The organism is Erwinia aphidicola, from assembly GCF_024169515.1.
GTDB lineage: Bacteria > Pseudomonadota > Gammaproteobacteria > Enterobacterales > Enterobacteriaceae > Erwinia > Erwinia aphidicola.
The window spans coordinates 948,456-967,571 of the sequence record NZ_JAMKCQ010000001.1 but is presented as its reverse complement, the minus strand read 5'-3'; the positions used below and the strand labels follow the sequence as shown (position 1 = coordinate 967,571).

19 protein-coding genes are annotated in these 19,116 nt (G+C 53.1%); 10 read left to right on the top strand and 9 right to left on the bottom strand.

What is annotated here, in order from left to right; genetic code table 11:
- From J2Y91_RS04420 to J2Y91_RS04390, 7 genes are all read right to left on the bottom strand, one after another.
- Entirely contained in the window at window positions 1-1,218 is a 1,218-nt protein-coding gene (locus tag J2Y91_RS04420) for an HlyD family secretion protein (RefSeq protein ID WP_133622744.1), read from the bottom strand.
- 4 nt (window positions 1,219-1,222) lie between these two features.
- Window positions 1,223-2,083 carry a pepsin/retropepsin-like aspartic protease family protein gene (locus J2Y91_RS04415; RefSeq protein WP_133622745.1) on the bottom strand — a complete coding sequence of 287 codons (861 nt, stop codon included), beginning with the start codon at window positions 2,081-2,083 and terminating at the stop codon, window positions 1,223-1,225.
- Window positions 2,083-3,273 (bottom strand): cyclophane-forming radical SAM/SPASM peptide maturase XyeB, encoded by a 1,191-nt coding sequence (gene xyeB, locus J2Y91_RS04410; RefSeq protein WP_133622746.1) that lies wholly within the window; start codon window positions 3,271-3,273, stop codon window positions 2,083-2,085. The genes J2Y91_RS04415 and xyeB overlap by 1 nt, the downstream gene beginning before the upstream one ends.
- A gap of 37 nt (window positions 3,274-3,310) precedes the next feature.
- Window positions 3,311-3,466, bottom strand: a complete 156-nt coding sequence (gene xyeA, locus J2Y91_RS04405; protein ID WP_133622747.1) for a XyeA family cyclophane-containing RiPP triceptide — start codon at window positions 3,464-3,466, stop codon at window positions 3,311-3,313.
- A 400-nt stretch (window positions 3,467-3,866) separates the two neighbouring features.
- Window positions 3,867-5,390 (bottom strand): p-aminobenzoyl-glutamate transporter, encoded by a 1,524-nt coding sequence (gene abgT, locus J2Y91_RS04400; protein WP_133622748.1) that lies wholly within the window; start codon window positions 5,388-5,390, stop codon window positions 3,867-3,869.
- A 101-nt stretch (window positions 5,391-5,491) separates the two neighbouring features.
- Complete coding sequence (locus J2Y91_RS04395; RefSeq protein WP_048914636.1) at window positions 5,492-6,940, bottom strand: M20 family metallopeptidase; 1,449 nt, start codon at window positions 6,938-6,940, stop codon at window positions 5,492-5,494.
- Window positions 6,937-8,256, bottom strand: coding sequence for an amidohydrolase (locus tag J2Y91_RS04390; RefSeq protein ID WP_133622749.1), 1,320 nt, complete (start codon window positions 8,254-8,256; stop codon window positions 6,937-6,939). The genes J2Y91_RS04395 and J2Y91_RS04390 overlap by 4 nt, the downstream gene beginning before the upstream one ends.
- Window positions 8,257-8,388: 132 nt before the next feature.
- Here J2Y91_RS04390 and J2Y91_RS04385 point away from each other — a divergent pair, with 132 nt between their 5' ends.
- From J2Y91_RS04385 to J2Y91_RS04370, 4 genes are all read left to right on the top strand, one after another.
- Window positions 8,389-9,297 (top strand): LysR family transcriptional regulator, encoded by a 909-nt coding sequence (locus J2Y91_RS04385; protein ID WP_048914638.1) that lies wholly within the window; start codon window positions 8,389-8,391, stop codon window positions 9,295-9,297.
- A gap of 118 nt (window positions 9,298-9,415) precedes the next feature.
- On the top strand, window positions 9,416-10,522 hold the full coding sequence (locus J2Y91_RS04380) for a porin (protein ID WP_436232200.1): 1,107 nt from the start codon (window positions 9,416-9,418) through the stop codon (window positions 10,520-10,522).
- Between the two features lie 126 nt (window positions 10,523-10,648).
- Window positions 10,649-11,146, top strand: a complete 498-nt coding sequence (locus J2Y91_RS04375) for a GNAT family N-acetyltransferase (protein ID WP_133622750.1) — start codon at window positions 10,649-10,651, stop codon at window positions 11,144-11,146.
- Between the two features lie 142 nt (window positions 11,147-11,288).
- On the top strand, window positions 11,289-12,416 hold the full coding sequence (locus tag J2Y91_RS04370; protein WP_133622751.1) for an ABC transporter substrate-binding protein: 1,128 nt from the start codon (window positions 11,289-11,291) through the stop codon (window positions 12,414-12,416).
- Window positions 12,417-12,682: 266 nt separating this feature from the next.
- On the opposite strand, the gene ftnA is transcribed toward J2Y91_RS04370, so the two are convergent.
- Together ftnA and J2Y91_RS04360 are read right to left on the bottom strand one after the other, a co-directional pair.
- Window positions 12,683-13,195 carry a non-heme ferritin gene (gene ftnA, locus J2Y91_RS04365; RefSeq protein WP_048914644.1) on the bottom strand — a complete coding sequence of 171 codons (513 nt, stop codon included), beginning with the start codon at window positions 13,193-13,195 and terminating at the stop codon, window positions 12,683-12,685.
- A gap of 326 nt (window positions 13,196-13,521) precedes the next feature.
- Complete coding sequence (locus J2Y91_RS04360; RefSeq protein ID WP_133622752.1) at window positions 13,522-14,427, bottom strand: sugar-binding transcriptional regulator; 906 nt, start codon at window positions 14,425-14,427, stop codon at window positions 13,522-13,524.
- A 267-nt stretch (window positions 14,428-14,694) separates the two neighbouring features.
- Between J2Y91_RS04360 and J2Y91_RS04355 the strand changes: the two genes are divergently transcribed.
- The 6 genes from J2Y91_RS04355 to J2Y91_RS04330 all read left to right on the top strand — a co-directional run bounded on the left by J2Y91_RS04355 (window position 14,695) and on the right by J2Y91_RS04330 (window position 18,888).
- Window positions 14,695-15,627, top strand: a complete 933-nt coding sequence (locus tag J2Y91_RS04355; RefSeq protein WP_133622753.1) for a tagatose-bisphosphate aldolase — start codon at window positions 14,695-14,697, stop codon at window positions 15,625-15,627.
- Window positions 15,620-16,201 carry a P-loop nucleotide/nucleoside kinase family protein gene (locus tag J2Y91_RS04350; RefSeq protein ID WP_133622754.1) on the top strand — a complete coding sequence of 194 codons (582 nt, stop codon included), beginning with the start codon at window positions 15,620-15,622 and terminating at the stop codon, window positions 16,199-16,201. The genes J2Y91_RS04355 and J2Y91_RS04350 overlap by 8 nt, the downstream gene beginning before the upstream one ends.
- A gap of 229 nt (window positions 16,202-16,430) precedes the next feature.
- Window positions 16,431-16,874 carry a PTS sugar transporter subunit IIA gene (locus J2Y91_RS04345; RefSeq protein ID WP_099755201.1) on the top strand — a complete coding sequence of 148 codons (444 nt, stop codon included), beginning with the start codon at window positions 16,431-16,433 and terminating at the stop codon, window positions 16,872-16,874.
- A gap of 89 nt (window positions 16,875-16,963) precedes the next feature.
- Window positions 16,964-17,263 carry a PTS sugar transporter subunit IIB gene (locus tag J2Y91_RS04340; RefSeq protein ID WP_062818079.1) on the top strand — a complete coding sequence of 100 codons (300 nt, stop codon included), beginning with the start codon at window positions 16,964-16,966 and terminating at the stop codon, window positions 17,261-17,263.
- Between the two features lie 41 nt (window positions 17,264-17,304).
- On the top strand, window positions 17,305-18,570 hold the full coding sequence (locus J2Y91_RS04335) for a PTS sugar transporter subunit IIC (protein WP_048914648.1): 1,266 nt from the start codon (window positions 17,305-17,307) through the stop codon (window positions 18,568-18,570).
- A 15-nt stretch (window positions 18,571-18,585) separates the two neighbouring features.
- Window positions 18,586-18,888 carry a hypothetical protein gene (locus J2Y91_RS04330; protein ID WP_048914646.1) on the top strand — a complete coding sequence of 101 codons (303 nt, stop codon included), beginning with the start codon at window positions 18,586-18,588 and terminating at the stop codon, window positions 18,886-18,888.
- The last annotated feature ends 228 nt before the right edge of the window (window positions 18,889-19,116 follow it).

Genomic DNA, 19,116 nt, shown 5'->3' with positions numbered 1-19,116 from the left:
TTATTCCTCATTCAAAATTCTTTGAATGCTATTTTTAACTGGTGAGAAGATCCATTCCCAAATTCTCCGATGCGAAGTCATTATATCTGCTTCAACCTTGACTCCAGCAGGAAGAATCTGTGTAGTGGCATCTGGGGTTATAAGTATACGAAAACGTTGATTGCTACCCGTAATTAATTCAGGGCTTAAACTTATAGTTGTGACCTTACCGTGTATTTTGCCAAACCATTCCCAGGGTAATGATTCAACCCGCAGCATAACGTGTTGGCCTAATTTTACTTCTTGCAACGCAAAGGGTGGGAGCCACATTTCGATAAATGGGTGGGAGTTTTCTGGTACAATAACTGCGGCAACTTTACCTGCACTGACTCTCTGACCTTCAAATATGCTCATTGATGTTATAATGCCATCTCTGGGAGCTAAAACCCTGGATTCAACCACAGCAGATGCACTGATTATTTTCTGTTGCAGCGTGACTTTTTGCTGGTATATGTCGGTAATATATTGATTTTCTTTTGAACTGGAATGGGAAAGTTCATCCTCAAGTTGAATTTTCTCCCCTTGTGCACGTAATAAATTAATTTTTTGCATATTTATTTGGGTGGAAGTGTTGTAATAATCATTTTCTCGCTCGTTTTTTTCTTGTACGGTAGAAACACCTTTTTCGAGTAATTTTTGATAAAAGCCCAGGCGTTTTTTTAAACTGATTTGGCGCTCAAGTTCAGTGGTGATTGCAAGGTGTATAGCGGAAATTTCTGCGGATTTGGTACTGATCATTCTTAGCAAGAGCTGGCGTTCTTTCTCTCCCTCTTGATGTCGCTCAACTTCTCGTTTTTGAAGTTTGTTAAGTTGGCTTTGAGCTGCATCCTGTAATGATTTATTCATTCCACCACCAGCGTAGGAAACATCATGTGAAATGCTGGCAATAGTGTCTCCTTTTTTTACTTTCCTCCCCTGATTTACAGCGATGTTATCTATTATACCATCTTGATTAAATACAACCTCTACTGCTGCTGGGTTGTAAATTATGCGACCATTTACTGGAACCTTCTTAGAATATGTTGTAAATGATAGAATGACAAAGATGATTATGACCGCAATGGCACACCCTAGGGCGGCAGGAAGTACAGAAGGCGTCGATACAGTAAAACTCCCCAGCCATGCGTCTTTTTTGAATTTCAGGGATTCTGGCCTAAAAATTGAATTCCGTTCTTTCATGGGGCTACTTTCTTAAATACAGCATTTGTTTTTCTGTATCAATGATTATTTGGTGGCCACGCATAAAATTCATGCCCAACAAACCATCAAAATCTAATTCCTTAGGTGTTACGCTATTTGTCACCATGGCTAAACTATTTGTGATTTTGTCTTTATTATCTTTTAATGTTATTTTTGCTACCGTGCAATCTAAATTCGATGCTTCAGGCTCAATGCTACGGCAGCCTGAAAATTTCATGTTCTTCGGTAAGCGGTCTGAAAAAAGAAATGAGTGACTGGCTGCAGTGTCAATAATCAAATTTAGTTTTTTTTGATTGGCATTAACAGAGATTCTTAACCCAGAGTCTGTTTTTTTAATTGGGAAAGATGACCAGTTTTTAATATTGGCTGGAAGGTTTTTAAGTGTTTTTAATTTGTCGTTTTTGAAGTCTATAAGGATTTTTTGGTCCTGAAAGACACCTAACCCCAAAACTTCACTAATGGGTTGTTTTCCTCCCACCGTCAGTCCCCATGGTTTGAAGCCAGCGGCTTCGACATTATGAAATATAGTGTTGGAAATACGAAGTTTATCGATTTTCCATACAGGAATGTTGTTATCAAGCCCAGTTATATCTATCATTCGACGCGAGGTAAGTTTTATGGCATCGATACTTGGGTTGGCAATAATAGCTTCTAAATTGTATAAATAGAGGTGTAAACCTTGCCCACTACCCGTATCTAACATCAGGGTGTGATAGCGGTCAGCAATCTTTACATCTATTAATGGTAATCCACGCTCATCATATCGTAATCGCCATGAGTCAGTAATGGTATCAGCCATGCAATTGAGAGAGATTAATATCAAAAAAATAAAAATCCTGGTCATTATATTATCTCCAGATTCATCATTATTTTTTCTTCCGGAATGCCAGATGATATCAGGTGAGAGGCCGCCCGGCTCATGATTTTTCTTATTGAGGGGCAGAATACTGTTTCACGGTTGAAGTCATCATCCTTTGAGTAGCGCTGAATATGACGTCCACCACCACATATTTTTTTCCATACGCAGTCAGTGCAGTTTTCTGGCAATGTTTTTTTTATCAAAATATACTTTTTCATCTGCCATGAAGACAGCGCATCGGATAATGTCAAGTTTTTAATGTTACCAATTGGCGTGAAGATGGAATCATTAGTGGCTCTGAGAGTATCGTCAATATATATATCACCATTAGAACAGACTGTGAAAGCAAGAATATCATCATTTGATTTGCTGATCCCCATTACCGGACGGAATTCCTGACTTAACATTGACTGCATATGGGTATGAAAGTACCTGACATAGACATTCTTATTAGCGTCAGAAAAAAACTCATCCATTGCATCGCAATAAAATTTTGACAATCCATCTGGATTCGAACAAGTATCATGGCTTTCGTCAGGAATAAGAAAATCAAATTTTTTAGATTTTAAATCATCAACAAAATGTCGATAAATCTCCGCTCCATTAACTGATTGATTTGCTACGCATAAAATGCCCGGCTCATCGGCTAGTTTTCCTTCTTGCCACGCTTTTTGTAGCATCTTTAAGCCGTTTACTTTTTTATCATATGTACTACGCCCTTTTTTATCAAGCCGGTGTTTATCATTGATATGTTTGGGTCCGTCAATAGAGATACCAACACTGATGTTGTATTTTGAAAAAACCTCGATCCACTCATCATCGATGAGTGTTGCGTTTGTTTGACATGCCATGTTCAGTTTTGTGTTTTTGTAATGGCCTTTGGCTAACTCATCACAAGCTACTTCAAATCTTTCCTTACCCATCATCAGTGGTTCGCCACCATGAAAATCAACCTGAATAGTTTCAATTTCATGTTCTTTAGTTGCTTGTTCAAAGAAGTTCCTTAAGTCTTTAACTACAGAGAAGGGGATTACAGGTTTTGATTTTATCGAAATGTTATTCCCTAAATTATACATGTAGCAGTAAGAGCAATTGATGTTGCATCTTTCACTGACTTTTAAGATTATTTCAAGGTGCTTTATTTTTTTAAGGTCATTTTGGCTCCAGTTTTTCAAATGATACAGGGCTAAATCACCCTGTATCAGATGCTAATTAAAAGCTTTTTCCCCAGCGAGCAAAGGCATTAACCCAGCCGCCAGAGATGCTGTCAAGCATAGATTGTGCTAATGCTTTCTTCTCTTCATTTCTATCTTTGGACGTGATGACCTCAGCCTGGTTTTTAGCTATCTCTTTAGATAATTTAGACATTGCTTACTCCTTTTTTCTCACCATAATTGATGAGTATTTTTATTAATACTCGCTTTGGTTTTTGAATTGAATTGTGTTTTTTACTAAAAAAGTTTTCTTTCGTTAAATTGTTGGGTTTTATTAGTTTGGGATCGCATGATGATACCTTATTGAATTTAATGAGGTATTTATCATTTATGTCTTCTGTATGGGTTCTATTTTTTAAATGAAAATCTGCTGATGGCGAATGTGGCATTTTTTTGTTAGGTAAAGTGGTTTTTTGACGAAATAGATATGGTGGCGTTTATAAATGGATAATAAATGTTTTGTGTGCACAGTGTAGGGGCCGATCATCTTTTCCGATCGGCCCTGTATCGGTATTCAGGGCTGACCGGAAAAAAGGTCAGCCCCTACAAAGATCCTACGGCATTGCCGGGTACACGCCCGGTCCAATCGGCAGGCCCAGCGCATACCACGCCAGCAGCAGTGCAATCCACACGGCGAAAAACACCAGCGGGTACGGCACGATCAGCGTGTAGTAAGTGCCGAGCTGCGCATCTTTGCGGTAGCGCTGCAGGAAGCCGAGGAACAGCGGCAGGAAAGGGGACATTGGCGACAGCGGCAGCACGGCGGAGTCGGCGATGCGGAAAATCATCTGTGCAAAAGCCGGATGGAAGCCAAGCAGCATAAACATCGGTACGAAAATCGGCGCGAGAATCGACCAGATAGCCGAACCGCTGGCGATAAACATGCACAGAAATGCCGACAGGAACATCAGGCCGATAAACGCCGGGGCGCCGGTCATCGCCAGCTGCTCCAGCAGGTCGGTCAGCCCGACCGCCATAAACGTTCCCATGTTGCTCCAGTTAAACATGGCGACAAACTGGGCCAGCGGAAACACCATCACGATAAATCCGGCCATACTCTTCATCGGCTCAATCAACAGGGCGGGCACGTCGTCCGGGCGTTTAATCTGCTTCGTCGCCACGCCGTAGGTAATCGCCACCACAAAGAAGAACAGAATAATCAGCGGTACGATGCCTTTGATAAACGGCGAGGGAATGATCGAACCGCTGGCCGGATCGCGCAGCATCGAGCCTTCCGGCACCACCATCAGCGCGACCAGACCAATAAACACCGCGGCGGCAATCGCACTCATCAGCAGGCCGCGGTTCTGCAACGGCGTCAGGCTGGCGAGCTTCTCCTCACTGCTGCCCTGCCACGCGGGCAGGCGCGGCTCGACAAATTTATCGGTCAGCAGCCCGCCGGCAATCGTCAGTACCACCACCGAACTTGCCATAAAGAACCAGTTGTCCACTACGCTGACGTGCACCGTATCGCTGATGGCTTTCGCTGCCTCGCTGCTGATGCCGGAGAGCAGCACGTCGGTGGTGACAATCAGCAGGTTAGCGGTAAAGCCGGAAGCCACTCCGGCAATCGCCGCCAGCAGCCCGGCGACCGGGTGGCGGCCGACGGCGATAAACATCAGCGCGCCGAGCGGCGGCATCACCACCAGCGCGGCATCGGACGAGATATGGCTGAAGAAGGCGATAAACAGCACCATATAGCTGGCGTAGCGGGCGCTGACAAACGAGGCCATCTTATTCATCAGCGCCTGCAGCAGCCCGGTGCGCTCGGCTAAACCGGCCCCGATCATCAGGGCAAGGATTGAGCCAAGCGGGGCAAAGCCGCTGAAGTTCTTGATGATATTCGGCAGGATCCACTGAATGCCCGCCACGCTCAGCAGGTTCTTTACCTCGACCATTTTGCCGCTGGCCGGGTTTTTCACCGCTACGCCAAACCAGGAGAGCAGCGCGGTCGACACCATCAGCACCGCGATCAGGTAAACAAATAACAGAAACGGATTGGGCACTTTGTTGCCGATGCGCTCAATCCAGTAAAAGATTTTTCCCGGGCTTTTGTTGGCCGCTGTGGTTTCGCTCATGGATCATCCTTAGCCTTGTCGTCGTTACGGTGTTGTTTGCGTTTTTTGGTTTTTTTTACGGGGCCGGGATCGAGCCAGGCCTCCGGGTGGTGCTTGATGCGTTATGCCAGCGGCGTCGGTTTTACTCCGGCCGGAATAGGGCAGTGATAGGGCTGTTTTGCCCGCTGCTGGCGAAACTCCTGCTGCGCCTCTGCCAGCAGCTGCGCATCGCTGAACAGGGCCAGCGCGGTCGCTGCCAGCGTTTTACTTGCAAGAGACATGCCTTTATGGGCAATCGACGTGCGTCCCTGGGCGACCAGTTGCCAGCTGTGCAGCGCGGTGCCGAAGGCGAAGCAGGGGGTGAAACACTGCGCGGTTGGCGCCACCCAGCTGACGTCGCCAACGTCGGTGGAGCCGTAAAGTACCTCCTCGCTGGCGCAGTAGGGCGCCACGCTGTCCATCAGCACGCGGTCCCCCAACTCCTCAACCCATTTACGGCCTGCATCCCCCCCGGTACGCGCGGCGTTAAGGCCCGCGTTGCGCAGATCGTCCGCGCTCAGCGTCTGGCGGATCTCGCTGGCAAACTGGCGCTCAGCGTGGCTGTATTCGGGCAGGCCGAAGTGGCTGAGCTGGCGATACATCAGCCGTTCCAGCGTCCGATTGGGCTGATAGTTAGAGCAGGCTTTTTCAAAGCGCAGCGTCATTTCCGTGCCGGTCATCAGCGCTGCACCGCGCGCAATATCGGTCAGCCGCTGGTAAATATCCTGCAGCTGGTCGAGCTGCGGGGCGCGCACCAGGTAGAGCACTTCCGCCTCCGCCTGCACCACATTGGGGGAACTGCCCCCGCTGTTGGTCACCGCATAGTGCAGCCGCGCTTCAGGAATAATGTGTTCGCGCAGGAAGTTAGCGCCGGTGTTCATTAATGTGACGGCGTCCAGCGCGCTGCGCCCGAGATGCGGGGCGTTGGCGGCGTGGGAGGCGACGCCGCTGAAGTGGAAAGCCGCCTGGATATTGGCGAGGGTAGCGGTATTAAACATGCCGCTGAACCCTTCAGGATGCCAGGTGAGCGCGGCGTCGACGTCGTCAAACAGCCCTTCGCGCACCATAAAGGTTTTACCGGAACCGCCCTCTTCGCCCGGGCAGCCGTAAAAGCGGAGGGTGCCCTTAGTGCCATGCTGTTGTAACCAGGCTTTGAGCGCGCAGGCGGCGGCCAGCGCGGCGGTGCCGAGCAGGTTATGCCCGCAGCCGTGCCCGTTGCCGTCGGCCACCAGCGGCGTGCGCGTGCTGCTTCCCGCCTGCTGGCTCAGGCCGGCCAGCGCGTCATATTCGCCCAGCAAGGCAATCACCGGCTGGCCGCTGCCGTAGCTGGCAATAAATGCCGTTTCGATACCGCCCGCCGCCCGCTCTATGCGAAAACCCTCCTGTTCCAGCGCGCCGGACAGCAGCCCGGCGGCGAAGGTTTCCGTAAAGCGCGTTTCCGGCTGGTCCCAGATGGCGTCACTTAAGGCGGTAAAGCGCGCCTGATGCTGGTCGATGTAGCGGGCGACAAAGTCATTCATCTCAGGGTTCATGCGGCCTCCGGCTCAAACTGTTCAATATTGAAGGCAATTGCCGCGAGGGTCTTCACCGCCACGGCCATCACCTGCTCGTTGAAGTCGAATTTTTCGTTGTGATGCCCGGCGCTCAGCTCGGTGCCGAAAATAATGTAGGAGGCCTGGCCGCCGCGCTGTTTTACCCGCTCCATCATGTAGGTGGCATCTTCCGAACCGGCGGCCGCACCGCGCGTGTCCACCAGCGAGGTCAGCTCGGGAATATGCCGCGCCTGGCGGCGGATATAGCGTACCCACGGCGCGGTCGGCTGGCTGCTGCGCGCCGCACCCACCAGCGTCACCTGATGTTCCACACCGTACATTGCGGCGGCACCGGCCAGGGTTTGCAGGGCGCGTTGATAGATAAAGTCGTTGATTTCGTTGGTGGCACCGCGGGTTTCCACCTTCATCATCGCGCGGTCGGCCACGACGTTGCGCCCGGTGCCTGCCTGCAACACGCCAACGTTGACGCGGGCGCTGCCGCCGCTGTGCTGAGTCAGGGTATGCAGCGCCAGCGCGGCCTGCGCGGCGGCCAGCAGGGCGTTGCTGCCCTCTTCCGGGCGCGCTCCGGCATGGGCGGCATTGCCGCGAAAGCTAACGTCGAGCTTAGTGGTGGCCATAAAGTTATCGCTGCCGCACACCAGCTCCCCGGCGGGCACCCCGGTGCCGATGTGAATAGCGGTAAAGAAGTCGACATCGTCGACCACCCCCGCTGCAACCATCGATTTCGCGCCGCGCGTGCCCTCTTCGGCAGGCTGGAAAATCAGCTTAATTGTGCCGCACAGCTCCCCGGCGAACTGTTTCAGCACCGCCGCGAGCCCGAGTCCGATGGTGGTATGGCCGTCGTGGCCGCAGGCGTGCATCATGCCTGGATTAATAGAGCCGAAGCCCTCGGCGTGCGGGCGGTGCTCCGCGCTCTGGTTCTCAACCACGTCGAGCGCATCCATATCGACGCGAAATGCCATCACCGGACCGGGCCGGCCGGTTGCCAGCGTGGCGACAATCGCGCAGAAGCCGCCGGAGAAGTGCGGCAGCCATTCGGGCAGCGCCCCCTGCTCAAGCGCGCGCTGTTCGTGTTGGGCCAGCACGTGCGCGGGGGGCAGCCCCATGCGCGCTTCGGCGTTGACCACCTCTTTGCCGAGCTGCAGCGCGTAGCCAAGACGATGCAGTTCAGCGGCGACCAGCGTGGCGGTGCGGAACTCCAGCCAGCCGGATTCGGCAAATTTATGCAGGTCGCGGCGCTGTGCCTGCAGGCGTGGCGCAATCTCTTTCACAAAGTCAGCAATAGCCTGGTGCATCGGTTCATCCTTCTGAATTGGGCTTAATTTTTTCAGGGGTTCACCTTCTGTTCTACACAATGGATCCCGCAGGCAGAAGATGCCAATATCTTGTGATTGATAATCAACAGTTATCACAAAAACGGAGATCCGATGCCCGCATCCATCAAGCTGCACCAGCTACGCGCCTTTGTTGATGTGGCGCGCCACGGCAGTATTCGCGCCGCCAGCCGCGCCGCAGGCCTGTCTCAGCCCGCTTTAACAAAATCGATTCAGGAACTGGAGGAGGTGCTCGGCGCGCGGCTTTTTATACGCCGTCGTCAGGGCGTGGCGCTCACCGAAATCGGTGATAACTTTTTCCAACATGCGAGCCTGATCATAGAAGAGCTGCGCGTCGCGCAGGAGGATATCCAGCAGCGCCTGGGGCTGGCGGGCGGTACGGTCAATATCGGGGTGGGCGGCAGCATTGCACGCACCCTGATGCCGCAGGTGATCACCCAGTTCCGGCGTCAGTTTCCCAACGTGAAGATCCGCATCGTTGAAGGGCAGCTGGTCTCGATGATCCCCGAACTGCGCCAGGGCGAGCTGGATTTCACCATTAACACTTCCTATCCCGGCCACCTGGACAGCGAGCTGAGCTATGAACGGCTGATGGAGCGCGAATACCGCGTCGTGGTACGCAAGGGGCACCCGTGCCAGCACGCGACTTCGCTGGCGGAGCTGCAGCACTGCGACTGGACCATGCCAACGCCGCGCGGTAGCTACTACCGCCTGCTGCACGATCTGCTGCACGATATGGGCATGGCCCCGGCCATCAGCGTTACCTGCGAAACCTTTATGGCCTGCACCAGCCTGATTGCGCAGAGTGACTTTGTCAGTATTCTCTCCAGCGATGTGATTGGCGATCCTATTCTGGGCAATCAGCTGGTAGCGCTAAATATCAAAGAGCAGCTGCCTAATGCCACCTTCTATTTAATTCAGCGGAAGGACACTACGCTAACGCCAATGGGGGCCGAGCTGGCGCGTTTATTTCGCATTTATTGCGGAAAATCGGTTAAATAATGGTTAAAGCACTAAAGATCACGACGATGATCTAATTGATATTTTATACGTCTCCATTCGCGGATTTCTTATCAGAATTTATTAACAGCAATGGAGCGATATTTTGCAATATACAAGGATGTTACTGGGCGCGAGCGCGCTGATGGCTTTGGTTCCGGCCTCTCATGCGGAAGTGACGCTATTAAAGAAGCAGGCTTTTGATATTGGCTGGCTCGATCCGTTAAGCCTGCAAATTGGCGGCAGTATCCGCCCGGAATTTATCTGGAACCGCGGGCCGGATAATCATAATGGTCATGATGGCGGCACGCGTTTACGCTTCAGCAGTGATTATGCCCTGACGTCAGACACCTCCATTATTGCCTATTACGAATGGGGTATTGATACCGCACATATGCTCGGTTTGAAAAATCATTACGATCACGATGGCAACTGGGACAAGCAGCGCCAGCTGTATGGCGGTATCAAAGACGATCGCTACGGCACGCTGACATTCGGCCATCAGTACGGCGTTTATTATGAGACCGTCGGGGTAAAAAGTGACGTCTGGGATAATGACGGTTATGCGGCGGCGGATGGCAGCGGGGTGGCAGGGGACTACGACGGTGGCAACCGCCCCAAAAATAGCATCCACTACACCAACACCTTTGGCGACCTGACGCTGTATACCGCCTGGCTGCTGCCGCAGAATGATCTGGTGCTCGGCGGCAACAAATATTACCGTCGCGATCGCGGCGCGGCGATTGGCTTCGATTATCAGCTGGATAAAGATCTGACGCTCAGTGCGGCGTGGGATCAGACCAAAGCAACGATAAAACATGGCAACGGCACGCAAACCAGCTATCAGCAGCACTATTCCGGCATGGCGTTAACCTGGCAGCCAAATAACTGGTATCTGGCGGGGACCGCGACCTATTACCGTCACTTCCTGCCTAATCAGCACGCCGAGCGCACCGATCGCTATCTGGCAGGGGATGGCTACGGCCTGGAGGCGTTTGGCGGCTACACCTTCAAGATTAACAAACCCGGCCTACAATCGATTCAACCCTATGTGGCGGTGGACAGTCTGCGCCTGAAAAGCGATGAAAACTACCATGCGAATCACACCTATGTTGGGATGGGGGCCGATATCGGATGGGGCTTCAGCGTTTACCTGGAGCGGACGTTCACCGCCAGCAGTGACAACGATCCCGATGAAACCTGGCTGACGTTTTACTATAATTTCTAAGCAGTTCCAGCAGAGAGTGGAGAAAATTTCATCTCAGCATTGGCGAATTTTCATTCGCCAATGCATGACCAAAGCGCTAGATTAATCCGCAATGCCAGAATTATCTTAACCAAAGCGGAGCTCACCATGATGCCCACACAGCATGTCACCATTCAGCGCTATCGGTCGGAGTTTCAGGCTGGAGTTGTCGATCTGATCCTGCCGATCCAGACCGAAGAGTTCGGCATTAATATCACGGCGGAGCAGCAGCCGGATCTCAGAGATATTGAAAACTTTTATCAGCAGGGCTGCGGGGATTTCTGGCTGGCGCTGGTGGGCAATAAGGTGGTGGGCTGCATCGGCCTGAAGGATATCGGCAACCAGCAGGCGGCGCTGCGCAAGATGTTTGTTGCGGCAGAATGGCGCGGCAGGCAGCACGGCGTAGCCTCGGCGCTGTTGAACACGCTGATCATGTCGGCGCGCGATCGCCGCGTAAAGGACGTGTTTCTTGGTACCACCTCCGCCTTCCTCGCCGCGCATCGTTTTTACGAAAAAAATGGCTTCAGTGAAATCCTCCCCGCGGAGCTGCCCGCCAGTTTCCCGCTGATGGCGGTTGACAGCAAATTCTACCAGTTTAGCTTCTGAATCATGGCGCCGCCGGGCGCCGTGATAATCACTGCCCGAAATTTCTCTCTGACACATCTTGTAATAATCAGCCGCTCGTCGTAGCATCGCCACGTAATTGCGATATTGATAATAATAATCATTTTCTTTTATGAGGTTGGCTATGACGTTCTGGGGTAAAGCATTAATCGTTGCTGGCGGGTTGCTCTCATCCGCCAGTCTGCTGGCCGCGCCGTTCGTGGTGGAAGATGTCAGCGGGCGTAAAGTTGAGATCAAATCCGAAGTGCAGCGGGTGATCCTGGGTGAAGGGCGGCAAATCTACCTGCTGGCCGCATTTGATACCGATGCCCCGTTCAAGCGCGTGGTGGGCTGGCGTGACGATCTGCCCAAAGCAGACTTTGACAGCTACCAGGTCTACGCGAAAAAATACCCGTCTATTACCCGGCTGCCAACTTTTGGCGGCGCGAAAGATGGTACCTTCAACGTTGAGCAGGCGCTGACGCTGAAGCCGGATCTGGTGCTGATGAATCTTGAGTCAAAAGCCGCAACTGATGAATCCCAGCTGACGGAAAAACTGAATAAGCTGGGCATTCCGGTGGTGTTTATCGATTTCCGCGAGAAGCCGTTTGAGAATGCCGAGAAAAGTATCCGCATCATGGGGCAGCTGGTAGGCAAGCCGCAGCGGGCGGAGGAGATTATTGCCTTCCGCCAGCAGCAGATCGACATCGTTACCGATCGTCTGAAAAACTTTCAGGGTACACGGCCTAAAGTGATGCTGGATAGGGCGGGTGGCTATACCGAAGAGTGCTGCATGTCATTCGGCGATGAGAATTTTGGCCGCATGGTCGAAGTGGCTGGCGGGATTAATATCGCTAAAGGGCTGATTCCCGGCACCTTCGGCACCCTTAATCCGGAGCAGATTATTGCCGCCCGCCCGGATGTGGTGGTGGTGACCGGCGCTAACTGGAAGAACTACAACACCGCCGGAGGCTGGGTCGGAGTGGGTCCCGGCGCCAATATCAGCGAAGCCACCCAGCGGCTGACGGCGCTGATGGCCCGCCCGGCATTTCGCACGCTGCCGGTGGCAACCAACGGCAACGCGCACGCTATCTGGCACCAGTTTTACGACAGCCCGTACCAGTTCGTCGCCATTCAGGCGCTGGCAAAGTGGCTGCATCCTGAGCTGTTCAAGGATATCGACCCCGATGCCACCTTCCGCGAGTTCCACCAGCGTTTCCTGCCGATCGACTATCAGCCGGGATACTGGGTGACGTTGAAGCCGAAAGGGTAACAGGGGGCAGGGCTGCTTTCACCCAGAGCCTTATCGTTGCGGTGATAGATCCACTGCGAGCACGGTAATAGCGGGGAAGGAGATCGGACGGAGATAAGCCGGACGTCACGTGGCAGGGATGCCGCGTGCCGAAGCCCGCAGGGAGCGTCGCCGTTCCGGCGTGCTCAGGCTGAGCGCAGACCGGTTAGCCGACGTTTAGCAACCGCAGTCACTTCTGAGGATAACTCAGGGGCCAACCCTCATTTCGATCGGCCCTTTGCCTCTTGTTAACCGTGCGCGCCTGCGCCTGGCTCACTCAGCTTCTGCAAATCTTTATCCACGAAGAACAGCGCCTGGCCGCTGTTGCCTACCAGCGCCAGCTTATCCAGTACTGATTTAAACAGCTTCTCTTCTTCGTGCTGCTCAGCCACATACCACTGCAGGAAGTTGAAGGTCGAATAGTCCTGAGTGGTGATCGCCGCGTGCGCCAGCTCGTTGATTTTTCCAGTGATCAGCTGCTCGTGCTGATAGGCCTGTTCCAGCACTTCGTGCAGGGAGTTAAAGGTCACCGGCGGTGCCTCAATCGTACCCAGCACTGGCATCGCGCCGGTGTCGCTCAGGTAGTTGAACAGACGCTGCATATGCTGCATCTCCTCATTAGAGTGCTCACGCATAAAAGCAGCCGCGCCCTCAAAACCTTTGTCGTTGCACCATGCGCTCATCTGCAGGTACAGGTTGGCAGAATAGAATTCCAGATTCAGCTGATCGTTCAACTGAGCAGTCATTTCGTTAGTCAGCATGGTGACTCCTTTAATTTATTTTTAGGGTGAAGCAAACAGGTGATTTCTGCGCATTATGCATGCATTAAGAACAAATAAAAACCGTTTTATATAGCAAAGGCTAAATTAAATTTGCTTACCTAAAGTTATGATTGGTAAGTGATAATCATTCCTTGCTCAATCTAAATTGTTCTGTTTTTTAAATAAGTTTGATAATTATTCTTATTAATAACTGGCAGGTTAAAAAAGCGAAATGAGAATAACTTAGATATAAGATATTTCTAATAACTGATGATTTTTATGAGGTTAAGTGCCTCTACCCTTAAGGTAAAGGCACACCGCAAGAGTCAGAGCGTTTCGCTTACCAGGCGGTCGAGTATCGCCTGGGCAGTTTTAATATCGGTGACCAGCGCGTTGATCATGCCGGAACGCACGGCGCCGATGATCCCGGCCGCTTTTTCCGGGGTGGCGGCCACGCCAATGCACAGTGGCGTGCGGCGCAGCTGATCGGGGGAGGCGGCGATCATCCGCTGTTCCCCCTCCCAGTCCAGCACTTCTCCCGCTTCGGTAACGTAATGGCGCAGCACATCGCCAGCGGCGTGGCTCAGCGCCTGCTCGTCCGGCGTGGCGGTGCTGGCTTCCATCGGCTGCGGCGCATGATGCGTCAGGCCCACGCCGACAATCGCCACGTCGAGCTTGTCCCACAGCGAGGTAATTTGTTGCACGCCGGGGTCGCAAAGAAACGCATCGCGCAGCACCGGGGAGGAGATATAGGGCGCATGCAGAAAATGCGGTGTGCCGCCCATCTGTTCTGCGGCCTGGCGCACAAATTCGTTAATCTGAAAATGCGCCGCCGCCTGCTGCATTCCGCCGTTCAGCGCCACGGTTATGACTCCCGGCAGGCGCGGCAGACCGGAGAGCGTGACTTCACGCACTGCCCGCCCCCAGCCGATACCCACCACAGAACCGCTAACCAGATCCGCTTGCTGCAGCAGCGAGGCGAGCGGAGCGCTCAGCGCGCTCAGCACGTTTGCGGGTGGCGACTCCACTACCGCTGCACTTTTTAACCCCAGTTGAGCAATGAGATCGGCGGTGATCTCCTCGGGGGACGTCAGCTCAATCACCTCGATCCGCACGATCCCCGCCGCGCGCGCTTTGGTCAGTAGACGCGAGATGGTAGCGGTGGAAACGCCCAGTTTTTTAGCGATATCAACCTGCGACATATCGGACTGATAGTGCAGCTTCGCCACCATGTGCATCATCGCCCGGGTGGTGGCGGGATCTTGTAAAAGTGGCTCTTTCAGGTTGTAATTCCTTTCTGCAATGTATTACACTCAGTTCATCGGTTGGAGAATTATTGCGCAACACCAGACAAATTGCAATGTGCACAGGTGGCAGAAACCCCTGACAGGACAGGAGATTCAGCGGAATCAGCCCGCGGTCGTGCACACAGGCTAAAGGTAACTTTCTGGTCGTCGATGACGGCTTTTTTTACCCTAGTACTAAGTGAGGACCACCCTATGTCACACATGTCTACTTCCGAGCTGCGCGGCTATCAGCAAATTTGTGGCAGCAACGGCGCGATGCTGGTGATCGCCTGCGATCAGCGCGGGGCCATGCGTACCCTGCTGAGCGCCGACCCGGAACAGCAGAAAGCGATCTCCGAGCAGCAGCTGGGCGGCATTAAAGCCGATATCACCCGCTATCTTGCCAGCCAGGCCTCTTGCGTACTGGTGGACGCCGTCTGCGCGGTGCCGGATCTGGTTGATGACGGCATTATTGCCCGCGATACCGCGCTGCTGATCGGCCTTGACGCATCCGGCTTTGACACCACGCCGGAAGGCTACCGCAATTCGCGCCTGGTGGAGGGCATCAGCGCCCGCCGCGTGCGCGAACTGGGCGCTAACGGGGGGAAAATTATGGTCTATTTGCGCGCCGATCGCCCGGACGCCAACGGTCATAACCTCGATATTCTGCGCCACTGTATAGAGGACTTCGTCCGTGAAGACCTGCTGCTGGTGGTTGAGTTCCTCACCTACGCTCTGCCCGACGAAAGCGAAGAAGCGTATAAAAGCCGCGTGCCGTCGCTGATCTACGAAGGCACCAGGCTGTCGCTGGAGCTGGGCGCCAAAGTGCTGAAAATCCCTTATCCTGGCTCGGCCAAAGACTGTGCGGCGATCACCGAACTTGCCGGGGACGTGCCGTGGGCGGTACTCTCGGCTGGGGTCGATCACAGTACCTTCTTAGGCCAGGTGGCGGATGCGATGAGCAACGGTGCTTCCGGCGTGATTGCCGGGCGGGCGCTGTGGAAGGACTGCATCTCGCTCGATCACCGCGTCACTCGTGAAAAGCTGGAGACGCTGGCTATCCCGCGCCTGCGTGAAATCCAGGCGGTGATTGGCAAACATTTCCAGCCGCGTACTACCACAGAGGAAAGCACCAGCCATGCCTGATACGTCCACTCTGCAGCCCACCGCCCAGCAGCCCGGCGCTAAACGCCTGGTGATGGTTAACGGCGTACCCGCGTCGGGCAAGAGCCATATCGCGACCCGTCTGGCAACGGAAACCGGCTGGCCGCTGCTGACGCTGGACACGATTAAAGAGCCGTTTATGCGCCAGCTGACCGGCGTGGATCGTCCGATGAACCGTAAGCTGGGCATTGCGGCTTATCAGGCGATCTGGTCGATTATTGCGGCGGCACCTGCGGGGAACACCTTTATTGTCGATGCGTGGTTTGGCTTTCAGCCGAAGGCGGATCTCGAAGACTTTATCTGCGGTGCAGGCATTGAAACGGTGGCAGAGATCTGGTGCCAGATCCCAGGTGAACTGGCGGCACAGCGCTACGCCGCGAGGCTGAATACACGCTTGCCGGGTCATCCGGGGGCGGAATATGTCGCCGAACTGCAGCTGCTAGCCGACAGCGCTGAGCCGATGAGTCTGGGGCCGGTATGGCTGGCCGATCAGCGCAGCGACATCGACTTCAGCCAGTTAACCCAGTGGGTGCGGGAGATCATCGAACGGGGGTAATAAACCTTTTAACTATCGCCGATAATTAAAGTCGATCTTTCCTGAGGGTTCACAGGAATTAAATTAATGACGAATACTGGTTGAAATAACCAGCTTGATGCCATGGCTTTAATTTTAATTGAGTGATATTTAATTATTTATTATTCAATAAGTCAGTTTGATCACGTTTTTAATATTCGACAGAAAGTATAGTGAATTAACTCTCTGAACAATAAACAAGGGTAGCCGAATGTTAACCGACTGGATTAATAACAGTAATCTGAAACTGTTAACGCATACTGATAACTGGCAAAAAGCGGTAGAGATTGCGCTGCAGCCGATGATCGATAATGGTGCAGTGGAACCCCGATACCTTAATGCTATTTATGATATGCACAAGCAGATTGGCCCCTATTATGTGCTGGGTGAAGGTATTGCGATGCCGCATGCCCGGCCAGAAGAAGGGGTTATCAGAACCGCGCTCTCTTTATTAATTGTTTCAGAGGGCGTGAGTTTTGGCAGTGAAGATAATGACCCGGTGTACGTGATATTTGCCCTGGCTGCTGTCGACAGCCATTCTCATATTGAAATGATCGCCAGTCTGTCACAGCTGTTTTGTGAAGATGGCGTAGTCGAGAGGCTGCGCCAGGCGAGAGAACCATCAGCAGTGCTGGAGATTTTACGCCAGTTCTGAAGCCCGGAGCGGTCAGGGGAAGGGATGCCCGTCAACATACCCGCAGTCAGTAGTCGCGGACTAACAGACACTTAATTAAGGTATGCCTGATGAAAAAATTATCCATTCTGGCGGTATGTGGCGCCGGGCTTGGCAGCAGCTTTGCCTGCGAAATGAGTATTGAAGCGGCGCTAAAAGATCTGGGTGTCGATGCGGACCTGTCGCACTGTGATATATCCAGTGCCACCTCATCTCGCGTTGATATTATCATGACCGGTGAAAACTTCCGTTCACAGTTTCAGCATTACACCATTAACTCCACCATTATTTACCTCAAGCGGCTGGTGGATAAAAACGAAATAAAAACAAAACTAGAGCCAATCCTTAAAGAGAAAGGCTATCTTATTTAATTTTTCATTTAAATCCGATTATAAGTGAACAGGGGAGTATTATGTCTTTCCTTACCTTTATTGTCCATGATGTACTGGGGCAGGCGTCAATTCTTATTTCATTGATTGCCATGATCGGCCTGATCGCCCTGAAAAAAAGCCCCGGACAGGTCATTACCGGAACATTAAAAACGTTACTGGGTTTTTTAGTTCTGCTATCCGGTGCCAGCATTATTGTCGCCACGTTGACCTTCCTCGGGGAGATATTCCAGAAAGGCTTTAATATGCGCGGCGTGGTAACCGATGTGGGTTCTATCGCCGGGATTGCACAGCAAACTCTCGGCCGTGAGACGGCGTTGATCATGGTGGTGGCGTTTATCGTCAATATCCTGGTTGCCCGCCTGACGCGCTGGAAGTATATCTTCCTCACCGGGCAGGCCTCGCTGTGGATGGCGACCGTCTGTTCGGTTATCGGCTACATGGGCGGCCTGCGCGGGGTGGAACTGATCCTGCTCGGCGGGGTGATTGCCGGGCTGATGGCAGTGCTGATGCCGGCGATTGCGCAGCCGATTGTGCGTAAGATCACCGGCGGTGATGATATCGCCCTCGGGCACTTCTGCACTATCGGCTATATGGTGCAGGCCGGGGTCGCTAAAGTCACCGGCGACGTCAGCAAAAGCACCGAGGATATGGAGCTGCCACCCGCGCTCTCCTTCCTGCAGGATACTTATCTGTCGATGATGGTGGTGATGATCCCGATCTACCTGATCCCGGCGATTGCGGCCGGTCCGGAAGTGGTGGCGGCATCCTCTAACGGCGTCAACTATCTGGTATACGCCTTCCTGCAGTCGATTCAGTTTGTGGTTGGCGTTTACGTGCTGCTGGCCGGGGTGCGCCTGCTGCTGGCGGAGATCGTCCCGGCGTTTCGCGGCATCGCCCTGCGCGTGGTGCCGGATGCGGTTCCGGCGCTCGACTGCCCGGTGCTGTTCCCCTATGCACCGAACGCGGTGATTGTTGGCTTTATTTCGACCACCGTCGGCGCGGTGATTGGCATGTTCCTGTTCCCGTGGGTTGGGCTGGCGATGATCCTGCCGGGCATGCTGACTAACTTCTTCGCAGGCGGCACCGCAGGCATCTTTGCTAACGCGGTTGGCGGGCGGCGCGGGGCGATTATCGGCGGCGTGTTCCACGGGCTGTTTATTACCCTGTTACCGGCGCTGCTGCTGCCGCTGCTCGGTCAGTACGGCTTCCAGAACGTCACCTTTAGCGATTCGGACGTGATCGGCGTCGGTCTGGTGTTTGGCCACATCCTTAACTTCTTCCATTAATTAACCGGAGGCTTTATGGACGCAATTGACAAGATCTTACAGCAGGGCCTGGCGCCGAAGGAGTGCGCCGCCGCGCTTAACGAACTGGGTAAAGCATTCTCTGAGTCGGGTGACGGCGACAGCGCCATCCAGTGCTGGGAGCAGAGCATGGCCAGCTACGGTAAGCCGGGCTTTGCCCAGGCGCAATTGATGAAGGCCTACAACGCCAAACGCCGCGCCTGCTCGCAGGCCGGGGACGGCAAAGGGATGGAGCTGTACTCAGAGAAAATTGACGGCCTGATGCAGCAGAGCAAGGACGCAATCCGCTACGGCTTTTAAGCCCAAATCACTGCGGCGACCCGGCCCGGGCGTGGATACCGATTAACGGTGCATGTTATTTAACTAACTAATTAGAAAGGTTTTTTTGAAATTTAACCTTTGTCAATTCGGAGGGTATGGCGCTATAGTCGGCGCGGCGCTTGAGGCTTTTTGCCTCATGTGGCCGGTAGTGATGCTGGTTTGTAGTGAGGCAGAAAGAAGAAAGCCCCGTAAGTTAATTTTCATTAA